The sequence below is a fragment of the Mesorhizobium sp. YIM 152430 genome (genome assembly GCF_029210365.1).
Taxonomy (GTDB): domain Bacteria; phylum Pseudomonadota; class Alphaproteobacteria; order Rhizobiales; family Rhizobiaceae; genus Aliihoeflea.
The window spans coordinates 1-16,911 of record NZ_JARGES010000027.1 but is presented as its reverse complement, the minus strand read 5'-3'; the positions used below and the strand labels follow the sequence as shown (position 1 = coordinate 16,911).

The 16,911-nt window shown below is 62.8% G+C and carries 18 protein-coding genes and 1 tRNA gene; 12 read left to right on the top strand and 7 right to left on the bottom strand.

Going from position 1 to position 16,911, the window contains the following annotated elements:
* Positions 1–8: 8 nt before the first annotated feature.
* Together speB and argC are read left to right on the top strand one after the other, a co-directional pair.
* Positions 9–965, top strand: coding sequence for an agmatinase (gene speB, locus PZ895_RS07665; protein ID WP_275838432.1), 957 nt, complete (start codon positions 9–11; stop codon positions 963–965).
* A gap of 73 nt (positions 966–1,038) precedes the next feature.
* Positions 1,039–1,980: an N-acetyl-gamma-glutamyl-phosphate reductase gene (gene argC / locus PZ895_RS07660; RefSeq protein ID WP_275838431.1), complete on the top strand. Its 942-nt coding sequence runs from the start codon at positions 1,039–1,041 to the stop codon at positions 1,978–1,980.
* A gap of 6 nt (positions 1,981–1,986) precedes the next feature.
* On the opposite strand, the gene PZ895_RS07655 is transcribed toward argC, so the two are convergent.
* On the bottom strand, positions 1,987–3,084 hold the full coding sequence (locus PZ895_RS07655) for a COX15/CtaA family protein (protein ID WP_275838430.1): 1,098 nt from the start codon (positions 3,082–3,084) through the stop codon (positions 1,987–1,989).
* Positions 3,085–3,223: 139 nt separating this feature from the next.
* Between PZ895_RS07655 and PZ895_RS07650 the strand changes: the two genes are divergently transcribed.
* A complete protein-coding gene (locus PZ895_RS07650) occupies positions 3,224–3,451 on the top strand; it encodes a DUF2842 domain-containing protein (RefSeq protein ID WP_275838429.1) in 228 nt (75 codons plus the stop codon).
* On the opposite strand, the gene PZ895_RS07645 is transcribed toward PZ895_RS07650, so the two are convergent.
* A complete protein-coding gene (locus PZ895_RS07645) occupies positions 3,446–4,411 on the bottom strand; it encodes a polysaccharide deacetylase family protein (protein WP_275838428.1) in 966 nt (321 codons plus the stop codon). The two genes, PZ895_RS07650 and PZ895_RS07645, sit on opposite strands and share 6 nt — an antisense overlap.
* 146 nt (positions 4,412–4,557) lie before the next feature.
* Between PZ895_RS07645 and PZ895_RS07640 the strand changes: the two genes are divergently transcribed.
* Positions 4,558–5,697 carry a GNAT family N-acetyltransferase gene (locus PZ895_RS07640; RefSeq protein ID WP_275838427.1) on the top strand — a complete coding sequence of 380 codons (1,140 nt, stop codon included), beginning with the start codon at positions 4,558–4,560 and terminating at the stop codon, positions 5,695–5,697.
* Here the strand turns inward: PZ895_RS07640 and PZ895_RS07635 are convergent, their stop codons facing one another.
* Complete coding sequence (locus PZ895_RS07635) at positions 5,698–7,761, bottom strand: exopolysaccharide transport family protein (protein WP_275838426.1); 2,064 nt, start codon at positions 7,759–7,761, stop codon at positions 5,698–5,700.
* A 185-nt stretch (positions 7,762–7,946) separates the two neighbouring features.
* Between PZ895_RS07635 and PZ895_RS07630 the strand changes: the two genes are divergently transcribed.
* From PZ895_RS07630 to PZ895_RS07595, 8 genes are all read left to right on the top strand, one after another.
* Positions 7,947–8,504, top strand: coding sequence for a polysaccharide biosynthesis/export family protein (locus tag PZ895_RS07630; protein WP_275838425.1), 558 nt, complete (start codon positions 7,947–7,949; stop codon positions 8,502–8,504).
* Between the two features lie 22 nt (positions 8,505–8,526).
* Complete coding sequence (locus PZ895_RS07625) at positions 8,527–9,630, top strand: glycosyltransferase family 4 protein (RefSeq protein WP_275838424.1); 1,104 nt, start codon at positions 8,527–8,529, stop codon at positions 9,628–9,630.
* 77 nt (positions 9,631–9,707) lie between these two features.
* The gene (locus PZ895_RS07620) at positions 9,708–11,243 is read left to right on the top strand and encodes an undecaprenyl-phosphate glucose phosphotransferase (RefSeq protein WP_275838423.1); all 1,536 of its coding nucleotides are present in this window, start codon (positions 9,708–9,710) and stop codon (positions 11,241–11,243) included.
* Complete coding sequence (locus PZ895_RS07615) at positions 11,240–12,532, top strand: O-antigen ligase family protein (RefSeq protein WP_275838422.1); 1,293 nt, start codon at positions 11,240–11,242, stop codon at positions 12,530–12,532. Before PZ895_RS07620 ends, PZ895_RS07615 begins: the two co-directional genes overlap by 4 nt.
* A gap of 14 nt (positions 12,533–12,546) precedes the next feature.
* Positions 12,547–12,623 (top strand) — tRNA-Pro (locus PZ895_RS07610).
* 187 nt (positions 12,624–12,810) lie between these two features.
* Entirely contained in the window at positions 12,811–13,785 is a 975-nt protein-coding gene (locus PZ895_RS07605) for a DUF2971 domain-containing protein (RefSeq protein ID WP_275838421.1), read from the top strand.
* A gap of 148 nt (positions 13,786–13,933) precedes the next feature.
* Positions 13,934–14,215 (top strand): hypothetical protein, encoded by a 282-nt coding sequence (locus PZ895_RS07600; RefSeq protein ID WP_275838420.1) that lies wholly within the window; start codon positions 13,934–13,936, stop codon positions 14,213–14,215.
* 29 nt (positions 14,216–14,244) lie between these two features.
* On the top strand, positions 14,245–14,637 hold the full coding sequence (locus tag PZ895_RS07595) for a hypothetical protein (RefSeq protein WP_275838419.1): 393 nt from the start codon (positions 14,245–14,247) through the stop codon (positions 14,635–14,637).
* Here PZ895_RS07595 and PZ895_RS07590 read toward each other — a convergent pair.
* From PZ895_RS07590 to PZ895_RS07575, 4 genes are all read right to left on the bottom strand, one after another.
* Complete coding sequence (locus PZ895_RS07590) at positions 14,634–14,876, bottom strand: hypothetical protein (protein ID WP_275838418.1); 243 nt, start codon at positions 14,874–14,876, stop codon at positions 14,634–14,636. The two genes, PZ895_RS07595 and PZ895_RS07590, sit on opposite strands and share 4 nt — an antisense overlap.
* Before the next feature lie 713 nt (positions 14,877–15,589).
* Positions 15,590–16,180: a phage tail protein gene (locus PZ895_RS07585; RefSeq protein WP_275838417.1), complete on the bottom strand. Its 591-nt coding sequence runs from the start codon at positions 16,178–16,180 to the stop codon at positions 15,590–15,592.
* 197 nt (positions 16,181–16,377) lie between these two features.
* Entirely contained in the window at positions 16,378–16,614 is a 237-nt protein-coding gene (locus PZ895_RS07580; RefSeq protein WP_275838416.1) for a hypothetical protein, read from the bottom strand.
* A partial coding sequence (locus PZ895_RS07575; RefSeq protein ID WP_275838415.1) for a hypothetical protein occupies positions 16,611–16,911 on the bottom strand: 301 nt, incomplete at its 5' end. The genes PZ895_RS07575 and PZ895_RS07580, both read right to left, overlap by 4 nt.

The following is a 16,911-nucleotide window of genomic DNA, read 5'->3' as shown; positions in this document are numbered from 1 at the left end:
GCCCCCTCATGCCCGCAAAGACGATCGACCACGCCTTCACAGCACGCCAACTCACAGGCGCGGCGACGGACCCGACCCATGCCGGCGCCCTCTCCTTCATGCGGCGTAAATATACGAAGTCGCTGAAGGGCGCGGATGTGGTCGTCTGGGGCATTCCGTTCGACGCGGCCGTCTCCAACCGGCCGGGTGCGCGGTTCGGGCCGCAGGCGATCCGGCGCGCCTCCGCGATCTTCGACAATGACCCGCAATATCCGTTCGACGCCGACCTCTTCGAGAGCCTCGCCGTCATCGACTATGGCGATTGCCTTCTCGACTACGGCAATCACCAGAAGACGCCGGCGACGATCCAACGCGAGGCGGCCAAGCTCGTCGCCTCCGGCGCGTCCGTCATCTCGATGGGCGGCGATCATTTCGTGACCTGGCCGCTTTTGAGGGCGCACGCCGAAAAACATGGCCCGCTGGCGCTGATCCAGTTCGACGCCCATCAGGACACCTGGTTCGACGACGGCAAGCGGATCGACCACGGCTCCTTCGTCGGTCGCGCGGTGCGCGACGGCGTGATCGACGCATCGCGTTCGATCCAGATCGGCATCCGCACGCACGCACCGGAAGACTGCGACATCCAGATGCTCTACGGCTACGACCTCGAGGAGATGCGGGCCGACGAGATCGCCGCCGCGATCAAGGCCCGCGTCGGCGACGCCAGGGCCTACATCACCTTCGACATCGACTGCCTCGACCCGGCCTATGCGCCGGGAACGGGAACTCCCGTCGCCGGCGGTCCCTCTTCCGCCAAGATGCTGTCCGTCCTTCGCAAGCTCGGCTCGCTCAACATCGTCGGCGCCGACATCGTCGAGGTCGCGCCGGCCTACGACCATGCGGACATCACCGCGATTGCCGGCGCGTCCGTCGCGATGCACTATGTTGGTCTTCTGGCGGAGCGACGATCGCGGTTGGCGAAGTGAATCAAGCGGCTGCCGGATCGAGTCCGAAAGCCGGCCCAAGCGATTGTTTCAAAACGAATTCGAAGTGACGAGCATGAAACCGAAAATCTTCATCGACGGCGAGCATGGCACCACCGGCCTGCAAATCCGCACGCGGCTTGCCGGTCGCGACGACCTCGACATGCTGTCGATCCCGGAAGCGGAGCGGCGCAATGATGCGCTGCGCGAGGACATGCTGAAGGCGGCCAACGTCGCGATTCTCTGCCTACCGGACGATGCGGCGAAACAGGCCGTCGCCATGCTCGAAGGCACGAATTCGACCCGCATCATCGACACCTCGACGGCGCACCGCATCCATCCCGACTGGGCCTATGGCTTTGCCGAACTCGACGAGGACCAGGCCGAGAGGATCGCAACCGCGCGGCTCGTCGCCAATCCGGGCTGCTATCCGACCGGCGCGATCGGCCTCATCCGGCCACTAGTCAGGGCGGGCATCCTGCCGTCCGACTATCCCGTCAGCGTCAATGCGATCTCCGGTTATACGGGCGGCGGCAAGCAGATGATCGCGCAGATGGAAAACACCGACACGCCCGATCATATCGCCGCGCCGCACTTCCTCTACGGCCTCACGCTTGCGCACAAGCATGTGCCGGAAATGATGCAGCATGGTTTGCTGGACCGCCGGCCGATCTTCTCGCCGAGCGTCGGCCGCTTCGCGCAGGGCATGATCGTGCAGGTGCCGCTGCATACGGCGGATATGAACGGCGCGCCAGGTGTCGGTGACATATACGCCGCGCTGGCTGCGCACTATGCCGGGCAGGAAGTCGTCGAGGTGGTGCCTTTGGAGACGAGCGCCAGGCTCGCGCGGATCGACCCCACCGAACTCAACGACACCAACCGGATGAAGCTCTTCGTCTTTGGCAACGACGACGCCGGACAGGTCAATCTCGTCGCGGTGCTCGACAATCTGGGCAAGGGCGCCTCTGGCGCCGCCGTCCAGAACATGGATCTGATGCTGTCGCGACGGGCTGCGTGATGCCTGTCAGCGGGCGTAGACGGTCGTAACCTGCGGCCGATATGCCCCCTTCGTGCCGCGCCAGTGCGCGGCGGCGAAGCCGAGCACGACGATGGCGAAGGCGTGATGCGCCAGCGCCCAGCCGAGCGGCACCACCAGAACCAGCGTCGTGATGCCGATCAACGCCTGTGCGACGATCATCGCCAGCAGAACCCCTGCGCGGCGGGAATGCGTGGTGGCAGGCGAAGCGCGCCATGCCGAAACGACATGCCAGATCGCGACCGCCAGCAGGACGTATGCGCCCATCCGGTGGACGAACTGCACGGTCTTCGGGTTCTCGAAGAAATTGCGCCAGACCGGCTCGACGACGAGGAGGCCGCCCGGCCAGAATGCGCCGTCCATCAGCGGCCAGGTGTTGAACGTCATGCCGGCGTGAAGGCCGGCGACGAGCGCGCCGAGATAGATCTGGAAGAGGACGAGGATCAGGAGCCAGCCGGCCTGGCTGCGCGTCCGGTCGGGCGCCGGGCCGGCCGAATGCGGCGCGAGGCCGCGTGCGATCACCATCGTTGCGGTGAAAATGAGGCAGGCCAGCATCAGATGCGTCGCCAAACGGTACTGGCTGACGCTGACGCGCTCCGACAGCCCTGATGCGACCATCCACCAGCCGATGAAGCCTTGCAGCCCGCCCAATGCCAACAGGCCGAGAAGTTTCGGCTTCAGATGACTTTCGAGCCGGCCCGTCAGCCAGAAAAACGCGAGCGGTATGGCGACGAGAAACCCGACGCCGCGCGCAAGAAGGCGATGCGCCCATTCCCACCAGAAGATCGTCTTGAACTCGTCGAGGCTCATACCCCGATTGATCTGCTGATATTGCGGGATCTGGCGGTATTTCTCCAGTTCCTCCTGCCATTGCGCCTCACTAAGCGGCGGGATGACCCCGTGGATCGGCTTCCATTCGGTGATCGACAGACCGGACCCGGTCAGGCGTGTTGCGCCGCCGACGACGAAGAGCGCGAAAAGAACGAGGAGGACGAGATAAAGCCAATAGCGGACCAGCCGCCGGTCGCGCGTTTCGCGGGCGCGGGCGTCGATTGGAAGGCTGCCTGTTGCTGCCGACACAGCCATCGCGTGGTCCTTTGATGTTTGGCGTGGCGGAGAAGTGCCGCATCGGACGCGTCAATTCAAGCGTCTGCCCCGCGCGACATGCCGTCGCGTTTGCCTTGGGTGATTGTCTGGACTACACGATTGCCCGGAAGGAAAACCCATGCCCGTTCGCGTCAAAAAACTCATCGGAACAGTGCTTCTGGTCCTGCTGGTCGCCATCTATGCGATCGTCGCCACGATCATCGCGGTGGCGCAGCTCGCCGAATCCAGCGTGTGGGTCCACCTCGCCTATTTCTTCCTGACGGGATTTTTGTGGGTCATCCCGGCGATGTTCATCATTTCGTGGATGGTGAAGCCCTCGAAACGAGACCTCGCGCGGAACCTATAGGGTCACGACCCGCCGCCGCGAATTCGCGAAGGTCGTGAAGCCGGTCAGCATCGTTCGCAGATGGCCGATGTCCTGATAGCGGCCGTTGAGGGAGATACGCGGCAGTGCATGAAGATGTTCGCGATGTTCGGGGTGAAGCGTGCCGTGCCGCGTCGTCACCGCCGACACGAAGCCCGCCTCCCCTGCCAGCCGGATTTCCCGGTCTCCGACAGCCTGCGCATGACCATATGGGTAGGCGAAGTGTCGGGGCCGGATGCCAATCATGTCGGCAATGACGTCGGCCGAGCCGCGCATCTCGATGAGCGCGAGTTCCTCATCGAGCCGCGCGAGATTGTGATGGTGGATCGTATGTGCGCCGATCGTGCCCAGCGCATGGCGCGAGACGGCGGCAATGTCGTCCCATGACATGAACGCGCTCGTATCGACCTGCCTGCCCCCCATCTCGTCGAGAACGGCCTGCCGCATGGTTTCAGGCACCCGCGCCGTCATCAGTTCACAAAGATGCCTGGCTGCGACCAGTTTTTCGGCCGGAGACGAACTGACGAACGGTGCTCCCTCGACGGTTGGAGGCAGGGCCACCTCGTCGCGCATCATGACGAGTTGCTCGACCACTTCCCACCAGGCTTGAACCGTGCCGTCGATCAGGCCCGGCGCAACGAATATGGCAAAGGGCGTGTCATGGCTTTCGAAGACCGGCAGCGCCTCGGTGAAATTGTCGAGATAGGCGTCGTCGAGCGTGATGGTCGCAAGCTTGCAGCGACGCCCGGTTGCCAGATGCTCGACCATCTCATCGAGCGAAATGAAGCTGAAGCCGGCGCGCTTCATGTCCGCGATCGCGCGGTCGAGGAAATCGGGCGTTACCGACAGATGATCGTTCAGCCCGAGGCCCGCCCGCGGCACGGCGGTGACGCTGTGCAGCATCAGGATGGCGCCAAGCCCGGAAAGATGGGATCCGGCCATTCTGGCGACGCCCGACCATCGCGATGCGTTCAGCACGAATCTGCGAAGTCGCTCGCGGTTGTCGGTCATTTCGAAACCTTTGTGCCCTAACCTCCTCCGCCGACAGCAGAGAAACGCACAAGACCATATGAGCGAAGAGTTGAAGCATGGTTGACGCTCTGGAAATGAAGCGGTGCGCAGATGATGGACTTGCACTCACCGTCGAAGGCGCCGATCACCGGGCCCTCGGCCGCTACCGTGATTTCGCGGCCCAGCGGATCAAGGGCGCCGCGCAACATCCGCTCTGGGTCGAAAAGTGGCTCCGCGAGAGCGGCGAAACCGGATGGATCGTCTGGTTGAAGAATGGAGCCAGGACCGTTGCCGCGCTTCCGCTGGTCGAAACGCGGATCAACGGGTTTTCCGCTCTCGCATTTGCGGGCGGAGCACACGCCAACGGCAATTTCTGCCCGTGCGCCGATCCCGACATCATGGTCCCGGCCGACATGCTTGCAGATGCCATCGGACGGGCGCTGCCACATGTCGCCCTTATCGCACTCGAACGCCAGCACCGTTGGCTTGGCGGGCAGGCAAACCTCCTCGCCGGCCTCTCCTCGCGGACGAGCCCGAACATCGCGCTTGCCGCCGACCTTGGCGGCGGCTTTGCCGGCCTCCTCGAAAGGGCCAACGGGAAGAAGAAATCGAAGAAGCGCCGTGTGCAATCGCGCCGTTTCGAAGAGGCCGGCGGAAGCGACGTGCAAAAGCCCGCAAGCCCCGCAGAGATCGATGCGGTGCTCGACGCCTTCTTCCGGTTGAAGGCGGCGCGTTTCGAAAAGGCCGGCATCGCCGACGTGTTTTCGCAGCCGCATATCCGCAGTTTCTGGCGTGCGCTTCTCCAGGCCAGCCAGCATGAAGGCGACAGGCCGTTCACCCTCGAAGCGCTGATCGTGGGTAACCGGGTGCGGGCGATTACGGGTTCGTCGCATCTTCACGATCGGACCGTTTGCGAGTTCGGGGCGATCGAGGATGACGACCTGGCATCGATCAGTCCGGGCGAATATCTCGCCTATTCCAATCTCGAGGAAGCCTGCGCAAAAGGTCTGCGGCTCTATGATTTCAGCGTCGGCGACGAGGCGTACAAGCGCTCCTGGTGCAACGTCGAGATCACCCATTTCGACGTGGTGATTCCACTGACGCCGGCAGCGCGCCTTGCCGTGCTCGGCTCCAATCTCGTCAGCCGCGCCAAGAAGCAGATCAAGGCCAACCCGCAGCTCTGGGCCATGGCGAAAGCGATGCGTCGCCTCAGATAGTCAGGCGACCGTCCTTGCCTCACTGCGCGCTTCCGGCATTCTCGCCACGACGCGAAAAGCTTCCCCGTAACCTGCCCCGAAAAGGCTCTCCGAAGCCGCCTGCACACGCGCATCGGTCGCGTCGATCGTGCCGATCATGACCTCGCTCGCATCGCCCACCACACGGCGGAGGCTGTCGCTTTCGGCCGGGCCGCATTCGATCACCACGATGTCATAAGCGGTCGTGAGCGACGTCAGGATGATCGGCAGCCGGTCGGCGGCCCGCATCGCGCGCCGCGCTTCGGCCGTTCCGACGGGAATGACGTGAGCATCGGAATAGAGATCGCCGTGGATCGTCTCGGTAAACTGGGCCTCGGCGGCAAGAAGATTCGTGATTCCCGTATAGGTTTGGCTTTCGAGCATGTTGCTCGACGGCGTGCCGGTGAAAGTCAAATCGAGATAGAGGACGCGCATCCCGGCATCGGCCAGTTCGCGCGCCACCATGACGGATGCCGTGGTTGCCTCCTCCCCTTCCGGCGAGACGAACACGGCGCGCGAAACGCCGGCTGCGATCAGCCTTTGGGCAGCGGTCTCGACCGGAACGTCCAGCGAAAGCGCATCGTCGCCCGCCGAGGCATCGCCAATGCTGGCGGATGCGGCCGCTGGCATGACGAGATGCGGGACAGGCTGAACGCGCAGGCCTCCGGCGGCGGGACGCATGGCGCGGCCGCTGAAAAGTTCGCCCAGAAGCGTCCCGACGATCATCAGGAGCAGCGAGCCCATGAAGGCGGCGCCGAGAATCGGTCCGTATTTCGGATAGTAGGAATCGACCGGCGGCGTGGCGCGGGCGAAAATCCGCGCGTCGACGGGCAGATAGTTGCGGTCGCCGCGCGCGCTCGCCTCGCGGAAGCGCGTCAGGTAGGATTCGAGCAGTTCCCGCTGGGCCGTCGCCTCGCGCTCCAGCGCGCGCAGTTCCACCTCCTGTGTGCCCGCCGCCGCAGACGTCGATTTCAAGGCGTCGAGATCTCCCTGCAAGCGCGCTTCGCTGCGCTGGGCCGCGCGGGCTTCGTTTTCCAGGCTCTCCAGAACGTTGCGCGCTTCGGCACGGATGCGGGTCGACAGATCGGCCAGTTGCGAGCGCAAGCCGCGCAGCCGCGGATGGTTGTCGAGCAGCGTGGTCGATAATTCGGCGATCTCGGCGTTCAACTGCACTTCGCTTTCACGAAGGCGCTGGACGACCGGCGAGGCGAGAACTTCGGGCACCGCATCGAGCGACCGCCCGCTTTCCAGCGCCTGACGAACACCTTCGGCCCGCGCTTCGGCAGCGGAGCGGCTGGCGCGCACGCGCGACAGTTCGGAGGACAGTTCGGAGAGTTGCTGGCTTGCCAGCGTCGAATTGTTCTGGCCGACGAGAAGCCCCGAGCGGGCGCGGAAAGCGGCGACATTCGCCTCGGCCTCGCGGACCCTTTCGCGCAGATCGGCGATTTCGGGCGCGAGCCAGCCGGTCGCATCCTCGTTGGAAAGAAGCTTGGCGGCGCGCTGCTCGTCGAGATAGGCGTCGGCGATGGCGTTCGGCACTGCCGCCGCCAGTTCGCGATCCTGCGATGAAAAGCGCACGACGATCACGCGAGAGTTCTCGACGCGGTAGACGGAGAGTTTCTCGCGCATAATGTCGATCGTCGTCTGCGCGCGGAGCAATTCGTCCGACCCACCGAAACCGAATGAGGCAAGGATGCCGCTCCGCTGGAATTCGCTGCGCTCGGAAAGCTGCAATTCAGCGGCGACGCGGCGCAGGATGTCGCTCGAGGCGATCACCTCGACCTGGCTTGCCACGCCCTCATCGTCGAGGACAGGACGATCGCCCTCGCCGCCGCCCGTCGTGCGCGTATAGGCGGATTCTCGCGCCTCGATCAGGATGCGCGTTTCCGCACGGTATAGCGGCGTCGCGAAATAGGCGAGAAGAAAGGCCGCGATGGTGACGACCAGCGCAACGGTCAGAATCGCCTTCCACTTGTCGCGCACGCTCAAGGCGAGACGACGAAGGTCGATATCGACGTCATTGCCACCCATTTGCATACCGCTCATAGCGAATCCACTCCGGCCAAGGTGGCTCAGAAGTAAAGATACATGGTAACCACGAAGTTAACGATTGAGGCAGCGATCAGGACGCTGATGATTGCGCTTTACCAGCCATTAACCTTAACGAGCCGATAACATGCCATCTGCAATCGGGCTGCTTCGCGGCTCAAGGGATGGACGCTCGCCAGGTCATGAAACGCCAAGCTCTTTATGGTCTCTTCGCCCTCGCGCTCCTGACGGGCTGCACCAGCTACGAGCCCGCCCCCAACGCCTTCCACGAAGCCATCAACCAGCCCTATGTGCTCGATGCCGGGGATCGCGTGCGAATCTCCGTGTTCGAACAAGCTTCCCTGACCAACAGCTATTCCGTCGACCAGTCCGGCTACATCGCCTTTCCGCTGATCGGAGCGGTGGCTGCACGTGGCTATACGCTGCATCAGATCGAGAGCCAGATCGCGACCAAGCTGCGCGACGGCTATATCCGCAATCCCGATGTGACTGCCGAAATCGACCGCTACCGTCCGGTCTTCATCATGGGTGAAGTCGGCGCGGCAGGGCAGTATTCCTACGTCCCCGGAATGACCGTGCAAAAGGCGGTCGCGGCGGCAGGCGGCTATACGCCCCGCGCCCAGCAGCGCGATGTCGACATCACGCGCCAGATCAATGGCGAGGTGATGACAGGCCGCGTGGCGACGACGGACCCGGTCCTGCCGGGCGATACGCTCTATGTGCGGGAACGCTTCTTTTAGGGTTTTGCGCGCATAAGGACGTATGCGCATCGTCCATACGTTCAGATCTCCGGTCGGCGGAATTTTCCGGCATGTCCGCGACCTTGCATCGGCGCAACATGCGGCCGGCCACGAGGTGGCGATCGTCTGCGATTCGACCACCGGCGGCGATCACGAGAACCGGCTGTTCAAGACGGTCGAGCCCTTCGTTTCGCTCGGCATCCATCGGATCGCGATGCAGCGCCATGTCGGGATCGGCGACCTGACGACGGCGATACGCGCGTTCAACCTCATCGGCGACCTCGAGCCGGACGTCCTGCACGGCCATGGGGCCAAGGGCGGCTTCTACGCCCGCTTCTTCGGTACGCTTCTCAAGCGCCGTCGCAAATCGCTCGGACGTCTTTATTCACCGCATGGCGGCGTGCTCCACTACGACCCACGCTCGGCGGCAGGGCGCGGCTATTTCCTGGCCGAACGGCAGTTGGAGCGGTTCAGCGACCACATCCTGTTCGTCTCCGATTTCGAGCGGCAAACCTACCTTGCCAAGATCGGCACGCCGCGCGCGCCACACAGCCTGGTCTACAACGGATTGCAGGCATCGGAATTCGAGCCGGTGGAAACGCGGACCGATGCCGCCGATTTTCTGTATATCGGCATGATGCGCGACCTGAAGGGTCCCGATCTCTTCATCGAGGCGCTGGCAAAGACGCGCGAACGATTTCCGGGCGTCAGCGCCCATATGGTCGGCGACGGCGACGACCTGCCGCGCTATCGCGCGCGCGTCTCCGCGCTCGGACTTGCCGTCACGTTCCATTCGGCCATGCCGGCGCGACAGGCGTTCGGCATGGCGAAAGTGATGGTCGTTCCCTCGCGTGCGGAGGCGATGCCCTATATCGTCCTCGAAGCACTCGGCGCGAGGCGGCCGATGATCGCAACCGCCGTCGGCGGCATTCCCGAGATTTTCGGGGCAAACTCGCCTGCTCTTGCCGAACCTACCGCCGACAGCCTTGTCGCCCTCATGATCCGCGCTCTGGAAGATCGCGAATGGCTCGCCGCGACCATGCCGGATGCGAAGCGCCTGCAACAGCATTTCAGCGCCACCGCCATGGCGGGACGTATCGAAAGCATTTACCGTAAATGTGCTTGAGGGGCGACGCGCCCTTCGTTTCAAGCGTTTCTTAGGGCAGCCATCGTAAGGTTTTCTCGCAGATTGCGAGTGTGCCCATGAACCACAGCCAGCCCACCCATCAGTTCACTGCGAAAGCCGTTCGCGACTTTACCGAGGAGTCGGCGCCCGCCGGTCCGGGCGAACTCAGCGAAATCGCACGCGCCGTCGCATCGCAATACCGAACCGACACCATGTCGCCGGTCATGGTCAGCGGCCTGCTGCGCCTTTGCGAGTTCCTGATCCTCGCCTTGACCGGCCTTTCGATCTTCTTCGCCTACACGAACGGGGTGACCGGCCTGACCTATGGCTATCCGCTCGTCATCCTCGCCGGCTCGGGGCTCGGCGTGCTCCTGCTTGAAGTCGCCAATCTCTACCAACTCGGCGTCATGCGCCGGCCCTTCGTCTATCTGCCGCGCATCGTTCTCGTCATGACCGCGGCATTCGCACTGCTCGCGATGGCGGGATTCTTCCTCAAGATTTCCGACGAATTCTCGCGGGTCTGGTTCGCCGGCTGGCTCGTCAGCGCGCTCCTCCTCGTCCTTTCGGGCCGCTTCATGCTGTCCATCCTGATCCGCCGGTGGGCACGAAACGGCACGATGGAACGCCGCGCGCTGATTGTCGGGGGCGGCAAGCCCGCCGAAGCCCTGATCCGCACGATCGAGCAGGACCCGGACAACGACATCCGCATCTGCGGCATCTTCGACGACCGTGACGACACGCGCTCGCCGCCGATCGTCGCCGGCTATCCCAAACTCGGTTCGGTGGCCGAACTCGTCGAGTTCGCGCGCATTGCGCGGATCGACATGCTGATTGTCTCGCTGCCGCTGAGCGCGCAGTCGCGCGTGCTGTCGCTTCTGAAGCGGCTGTGGGTCCTGCCCGTCGACATTCGCCTTTCGGCCCATTCGAGCCAGCTACGCTTCCGTCCGCGCGCCTATTCCTATGTCGGCTCGGTGCCGATGCTCGACATCTTCGACAAGCCGATCAACGACTGGGATTCGGTCGCCAAGCGCCTGTTCGACATCGTCTTCAGCCTCGCGGGCCTGATCGTCTTTTCGCCGATCATGATCGCCACCGCCATCGCCATCAAGCTCGACAGCAAGGGGCCGGTTTTCTTCAGGCAGAAGCGGCACGGCTTCAACAACGAAGTCATCGAGGTCTTCAAGTTCCGCTCGATGTACAGCGATCAGTGCGACCCGCTCGCGCGCCGCGCCGTCAGCAAGGGCGATCCGCGCGTCACCCGCGTCGGGCGCATCATCCGCAAGACCTCGATCGACGAGTTGCCACAGTTCTTCAATGCGCTTCTCGGCTCGCTCTCGCTCGTCGGCCCGCGTCCGCACGCCATCAAGGGGCATTCGCAGAATCGGCTCTTCGAGGAAGTCGTCGACGGTTATTTCGCGCGTCACCGGGTCAAGCCCGGCGTCACCGGCTGGGCGCAGATCAACGGCCTGCGCGGCGAGATCGACCATGACGACAAGATCCGCCGCCGCACCGAATACGATCTCGACTATATCGAGAACTGGTCGCTCGGTCTCGACCTCAAGATCCTGTTCCTGACGCCGTTGCGGCTTCTCAATACGGAGAATGCGTATTGAGTGCCGTGTCCGCCCCCCTTTCCCGCGCGGCGATCGATGCCAGGATCGTCGCGCTGGTGAGTTCCGTCGCAGTCGGTTTCGGCGTGGCGCTCGCCGGCTTCGTCCAGAACGAGCCCGCGCCCTATGAGCTCTACATGGTCGCGCTCATCGGCGTCTGGGCGCTGTTCGGACTCACCATCTCGCGCGCGACGGTGCCGCTCCTCGTTCTATGGATCGTCTATCTGATCGGCGGCATGATCTCGATGACCCAGATGAGCGACCTCAGGGACACGCCGCTCTATCTGGCCGTCACCGCCTTCCTCGCACTGACGGCGGTGTTCGTCGCCGCCATCGTCGAGAAACGCGCCGCTCTCCTAGGTGCGATCTTCGTCGGCTGGACGCTCGCCGCCTGCCTGACGGGCCTTCTTGGCATCCTCGGCTATTTCGGCGCCTTTCCCGGCGCCGAGCGGTTCACGCTCTACGATCGCGCCGCCGGCGCCTTCAAGGATCCGAACGTGTTCGGTCCCTTTCTCGTGCTGCCGGCGGTCTGGCTTCTGCATGGCTTGGTCACGGGCCGTCTCCTGAAGATGCCGGTCCAGGCGGTCGGGCTTCTCGTCCTGTCCTTCGCCATCTTCCTGTCCTTCTCGCGCGGCGCGTGGGGTCTTTATGCGCTTTCCGCAATCGTCGTCTGCGCGGCCGTCTTCCTCAATTCGTCGAGCAACAAGCTGCGGCTGCGCATCCTCGTCATGGCGCTTGTCGGCATGGGTCTGATCGCGGTCGCAATCATGATCGCGCTACAAATTCCGCAGGTCGCAACACTGTTCGAGACGCGCGCCCAGCTCGTGCAGGACTATGACGGCGCACGGCTCGGCCGCTTCGCCCGCTACGGGCTCGGCTTCGCGCTCGCCATGGAGCATCCGCTGGGAATCGGGCCGCTGGTCTTCGGCACGATCTTTGGCGAGGACACTCACAATGTTTGGCTGAAGGCGCTGATGGACTATGGGTGGGTCGGATTCGCCGCATATTTCACGCTGCTCGTGCTGACCGTCGCCGCGGGCTTTCGCATCCTGTTCCGGCGGAGAAGCTGGCAGCCATTCCTGCTGTGCGCATGGGTCGTATTCGTCGGCCATATCGCGCTCGGCACCGTCATCGACATGGACCACTGGCGCCATTTCTATCTGTTGATGGGTATCATCTGGGGCTGCGTTGGGCTCGAAGCCCGCCATCACGCGATGCATTCCGCCGCGTCACCGACCGATTCCATCGCGCCGTGCAATTATGCGCTTGCCTTGCAAAGACCGACCAATTAGAGCTTGCCCCGGCTCGGAGCGTAGCGCAGCCCGGTAGCGCACTTGACTGGGGGTCAAGGGGTCGTCGGTTCAAATCCGGCCGCTCCGACCAAAATTCCCCAATTAAACCGGAATGTTAGCGAGATTGGCCTTCAATCTCGCATCGCCGCGCGCGCTCGTTTTTCAACCTCGTAAGCACATAATAAGCACAGGGCGATCCATATTTCCGTGGACGCTCGACATCCGCCATGGCTGCGGCCAGCGACGCTTGGCATTCTGCCGGGCATCAGGAGAAGCCTATGAACCAAGACGACTTTCGCTTTCGCGCGATTTTCATGCCGCGCGCTACCAAGAAGCTCATCGCGGTCATGACCAATCCAAAAATTCGGTTCGTGCATTACACGACCGCGGATAGCTTCACGAAAATGCTTTCGTCGGGTTCGATCTGGATGAGAAACGCCCGCGGCATGAACGACCTAAGCGAGGTCGCGAATGGACATGTCCGCATTCGGACAGCGCTTTATTCGGACGGCAGGATCGATCGCCTGCGCGCCGCGCTTAACGCGATCCACCCAGGCCTGACGCCGAGTGATGAAATTCTTTCGCTTGTCGACGGCCATGCACGATCGATGCTTCACGACACCTACATCACATGCGTCTCCGAACATGATCCGCGTGAGGATTTGATCGGCCGGCTATCTATGTGGCGGGCCTACTCACAGGGCTCTGTCGGCGTCGGCGTCGTGCTAAACACCGAGGCATTCAAATCTGAAACGGACGTTCTCGGGGTCTATTCGAGCCCGGTGTCCTATCTCACCGATGCGGAGATAGCCGCCGATATCGAGCAGATCATCACTAACATCGACAGCGAACGCCAATGGCTGGCAACCCAAGACCCGCAGTTGATTGTGAACTGGGGCTTCTCGATGTTCCTTTTCGGGCTGACCTGCCTCAAACATCCGGGGTTCGCAGAAGAGCTAGAGTGGCGGATCATTCACAATTCAACTCTCCACCAATCGACGGAGGTCAAACCCGAAATCGTCACGCTCAACGGCATTCCGCAGCGCATATACAAAATCCCGCTGAAGGATTATCCCGAACGCGGCTTTGTAGGCGCATCCCCAAATCGCTTGATCGAGCGGGTGATTATCGGGCCGTCGAATTACGGCCCGATCGTGAGGCAGGCGCTCATTGACAGCATGGCCGCGGCCGGCGTTCACAGCCCGGAGAACCGGATCATCAATTCCGATATTCCGCTGCGCGTCTCGCACTGATCAATAAAGCGCACAATTTTCCAACTATAATCCAACGGTCACAGTTGGAGTAAATTGCGTCATTTCCAATTTGATTTACGTCACAAACCACGCGAACCTTGACGCGTTCCGGTTCAGTCAAGAAGCGGACAGCAAAAAGGACAATTTGATGAACACGAATGCAAACAATAAGCGCATCGATCGATCGCCCCATGAAGTCATTATCCGCGATCCATCCAGGCCAGAGTTCCGAGCGATGCGCAGGCGCATTTGCGAGCGGATGGTCCGCGCGATCATCGCGGCCGGCGTTGATCCGAAAGACCGCATGGCGGCGGTCGCAGCCATCCGGTCGGGGTCTTTCAATCAGCAAGCAATCGAACGCATCGGCCCGGTCGCTATGCGTCTCGCAGAACGCGCTTCTCTCACGAATGTACTGGCGTCGCGCGGCTGACGCCGCGCCCCCAGCGAAGGGAGATAGGCATGGGTGATCTTTGGGGAGCAATGCTGCCGTGGCTTCCCGCTGTCGGGATCGCGCTCAACGTTTTGGGCGTGGCAATCGTCGCCCTGGAATGGCGAGTATCCCTGTATGACGGTCTAAGCCGTGCCGAGATGGAGCAGTCGCTCTTGGCCGTGTCGAACGGTCACGAACCGCATCGCGAGTTGGAGTTGTCGCCGCTGGCAATGAGGGTCTTGAAGAAAGTGGACTGGGCGGAGATCGCATCCGATCAGGATCGGTTCGATGCCTTCATGCACAACATCTTGATCTTGGACACGGTTGAGCGCCTTAATCGGCGACGGACGATCTTCGGCATCGGTTTCGCCGTCATCATCTTGGGGTCAGTGCTACAGTTCGTGAGCGCGTTGCCAGGCTAAGCGCCGCATCGGTAATCGGCCGGCACGAAGATCGATCGACCCTCCGGGCTCACCGCATAGACCATGCCCTTCCGCCCATTCCTGACGACCTCGCCGAATTGCCGGGCGGCATCGCGGGCGTCTTCGAGCTTCTCGAAGCCTGCGGTGTGATAGCGGCCCGTCCCGAGGAAGATCGTGGCATCGAAGCGGACGGCGCGGGCAATGGTGGCGGTATCGATCGGATCAGGCTTTCGAGGCATGGCGCGGCTCCCAGGCGGTGGGTCCACACCTATTCAGAGCATTGCCGGTTGCAACTCGCTAACGCCCTGTTTCGTTCACAATTCCAACCTACGCGGGAAACGGGCCTAGACAGACCACGCCCTGTGGCAGGTCAGGGGGCGGGCTTGGAGCCCGCCCCTTCTCGTTGAGCGGACCCGCGCCAGGCCACGAAAAAGGCCCGCGTCTACAGCCGCGGGCCTTTCGGAGAGCCCTCCGAATGGAAGCGGTAGGCTCGCTTTCACAATACCATCCCCGACCGCTGCGGTAAGTCAATAATCCTATGTTTGAGCCGCATTAGTCGCGCGTTCCCGACGTGCCTTTTTGCGATGAGCCCGACTGCACTCGCCGCAGTCGGGCGACAGACCGTCTGCGCGGCCGTTGTGCCTATAGAAAGCAGAAGCCGGCTTCACCTGCCGGCAGCGGGAGCAAGCCTTCTCGGCGGGAACTGCGATCGGCCGGCGGATACGATGCCGCGTCTTCTCACGCTCTTTCAGTCGCGATTTCTCTTTGGCTTTAAAGCAGGGCGCGCAGTAGTGCGCGTGGCCACGTAGCCACGCTCCGCAAACTCGGCAGGGCCTTTGCTTCGGGGGCGCTCTCCCCGCCGGCTGACAGGAATAGCAACAGTCCCGATCGGTGCGATACCGGGGCCAGAAGCCGCCTCCGCAGATGCGGCAGATGCGTTGGGCGCGATCACTCATTTCAAACGGAACAGACGGCCGAGTTCGTGATGCAGGCGCTGCGGGAGAATGCGGTAAGCGGTCGTTTCGAACACGTCGCTGCTCGGCCGACGCACCATCTCCTGCGGCACAGAAGGTCCATACATGATTTCGAGCGGATTGATCGCCGTGCGCCTGTTGACCAAGGCATGAAACTTCGCGACGGGCTTTCCGCTCTTGAACGTGCCGGCGAAGATGAACGCGCCAGGATACCGCTGCATCTTGCCCCAAGCCTTGACCCGGACACCCCACGCAAACTGCTTCGGCATGAAATCGCGGATCGGCTTCGCGGGCGAAGAGGCTTCGAGCGCGCCTTGCAGCGCGCCGCGGGAGCCAGGGTTCACCATCTTGCGCTTCATCGATCTGCGGACCTCGGCGAGCGGAATGCTCGACTGCTTCGCCACGGCCCGCGAGACCTGAACATGTGCGCCGACCACAGTGCGGTTGATGGCGCGAGCCATCGCGCGGTGGCCTTCGCGACCTGAAACACTGCCGAGCATGTTGCCATAGCGCTTCAGCACGTCATCGGCCGGCCGGACCGAAATGGATGCTTTCTGAACTCCGCTCATGATCGCAGTCTCCTTGGATTGGGGGTCTTAAACGAAACCAAAACGCGAATTTCGATCGAGGAAATACATTCGAAACTCGGGATGCAGCGGCCTCGCCCAGCCTTGGAGGGGGATGCGGCCCCTAAAGGGGGGGCTCGCGCAATATTCTTGCTCGGGGCGAGGCCGCGCGTGGGTCGCGGGGCTCTGCGGCGAGACGGTCATCGCGCGGTGATCGCCGCGCCGAAGTCGTATTCTTCGCCGATGACGAACGCCGATCGGAGGCTACCGCTGACGGCGATCTCGACCGTGCCCGGCTTGTCACTGTTGGTGCTGACGAAGCGGGCGCGGATCGTCTCGCCGCCGTCTTCGGTGGGCTCGACCGCGATGCCGATGCAGCGGACTTCCGCGACGGGCTGCGCTAAGCTGTTGGGGCTTTCGATCTGCATCTTGCTCATGCCTGCCCACTGTCATTGTGGCGGGGCCGATCCCATCGGCCCTTGAAGCGAGCATCCAGCAAGTCATAGTCGTGCAGCCTCGGCGATCCAGTCAGTGCGAGGTCGTAGACGCCCCATTCTTCGAATTGCAGACGCGGTTCGGAAAGCATCAGAACAAGGAACTCCGGCCGCGCTTCTCCGCGCGGCTCCAATTCCTCAAGAACGACCTCCCGAGAGACGCCATTCTTCTCCGACAGATAAACGCCCCTGCAAATGAAAGGCCGGCTCGGCTGCGGCGCAGTATCGATCATTGCGTTC

Coding starts and splice junctions, on each gene's coding strand:
- PZ895_RS07645 (WP_275838428.1), bottom strand. CDS start 4,411: ATGGCCGGATCCCATCTTTCCGGGCTTGGCGCCATCCTGATGCTGCAC.
- PZ895_RS07640 (WP_275838427.1), top strand. CDS start 4,558: ATGGTTGACGCTCTGGAAATGAAGCGGTGCGCAGATGATGGACTTGCA.
- PZ895_RS07600 (WP_275838420.1), top strand. CDS start 13,934: ATGAACACGAATGCAAACAATAAGCGCATCGATCGATCGCCCCATGAA.
- PZ895_RS07585 (WP_275838417.1), bottom strand. CDS start 16,180: ATGAGCGGAGTTCAGAAAGCATCCATTTCGGTCCGGCCGGCCGATGAC.
- PZ895_RS07625 (WP_275838424.1), top strand. CDS start 8,527: ATGCGCATCGTCCATACGTTCAGATCTCCGGTCGGCGGAATTTTCCGG.
- PZ895_RS07620 (WP_275838423.1), top strand. CDS start 9,708: ATGAACCACAGCCAGCCCACCCATCAGTTCACTGCGAAAGCCGTTCGC.
- PZ895_RS07630 (WP_275838425.1), top strand. CDS start 7,947: ATGAAACGCCAAGCTCTTTATGGTCTCTTCGCCCTCGCGCTCCTGACG.
- PZ895_RS07595 (WP_275838419.1), top strand. CDS start 14,245: ATGGGTGATCTTTGGGGAGCAATGCTGCCGTGGCTTCCCGCTGTCGGG.
- PZ895_RS07650 (WP_275838429.1), top strand. CDS start 3,224: ATGCCCGTTCGCGTCAAAAAACTCATCGGAACAGTGCTTCTGGTCCTG.
- speB (WP_275838432.1), top strand. CDS start 9: ATGCCCGCAAAGACGATCGACCACGCCTTCACAGCACGCCAACTCACA.
- PZ895_RS07655 (WP_275838430.1), bottom strand. CDS start 3,084: ATGGCTGTGTCGGCAGCAACAGGCAGCCTTCCAATCGACGCCCGCGCC.
- PZ895_RS07605 (WP_275838421.1), top strand. CDS start 12,811: ATGAACCAAGACGACTTTCGCTTTCGCGCGATTTTCATGCCGCGCGCT.
- argC (WP_275838431.1), top strand. CDS start 1,039: ATGAAACCGAAAATCTTCATCGACGGCGAGCATGGCACCACCGGCCTG.
- PZ895_RS07635 (WP_275838426.1), bottom strand. CDS start 7,761: ATGAGCGGTATGCAAATGGGTGGCAATGACGTCGATATCGACCTTCGT.
- PZ895_RS07580 (WP_275838416.1), bottom strand. CDS start 16,614: ATGAGCAAGATGCAGATCGAAAGCCCCAACAGCTTAGCGCAGCCCGTC.
- PZ895_RS07590 (WP_275838418.1), bottom strand. CDS start 14,876: ATGCCTCGAAAGCCTGATCCGATCGATACCGCCACCATTGCCCGCGCC.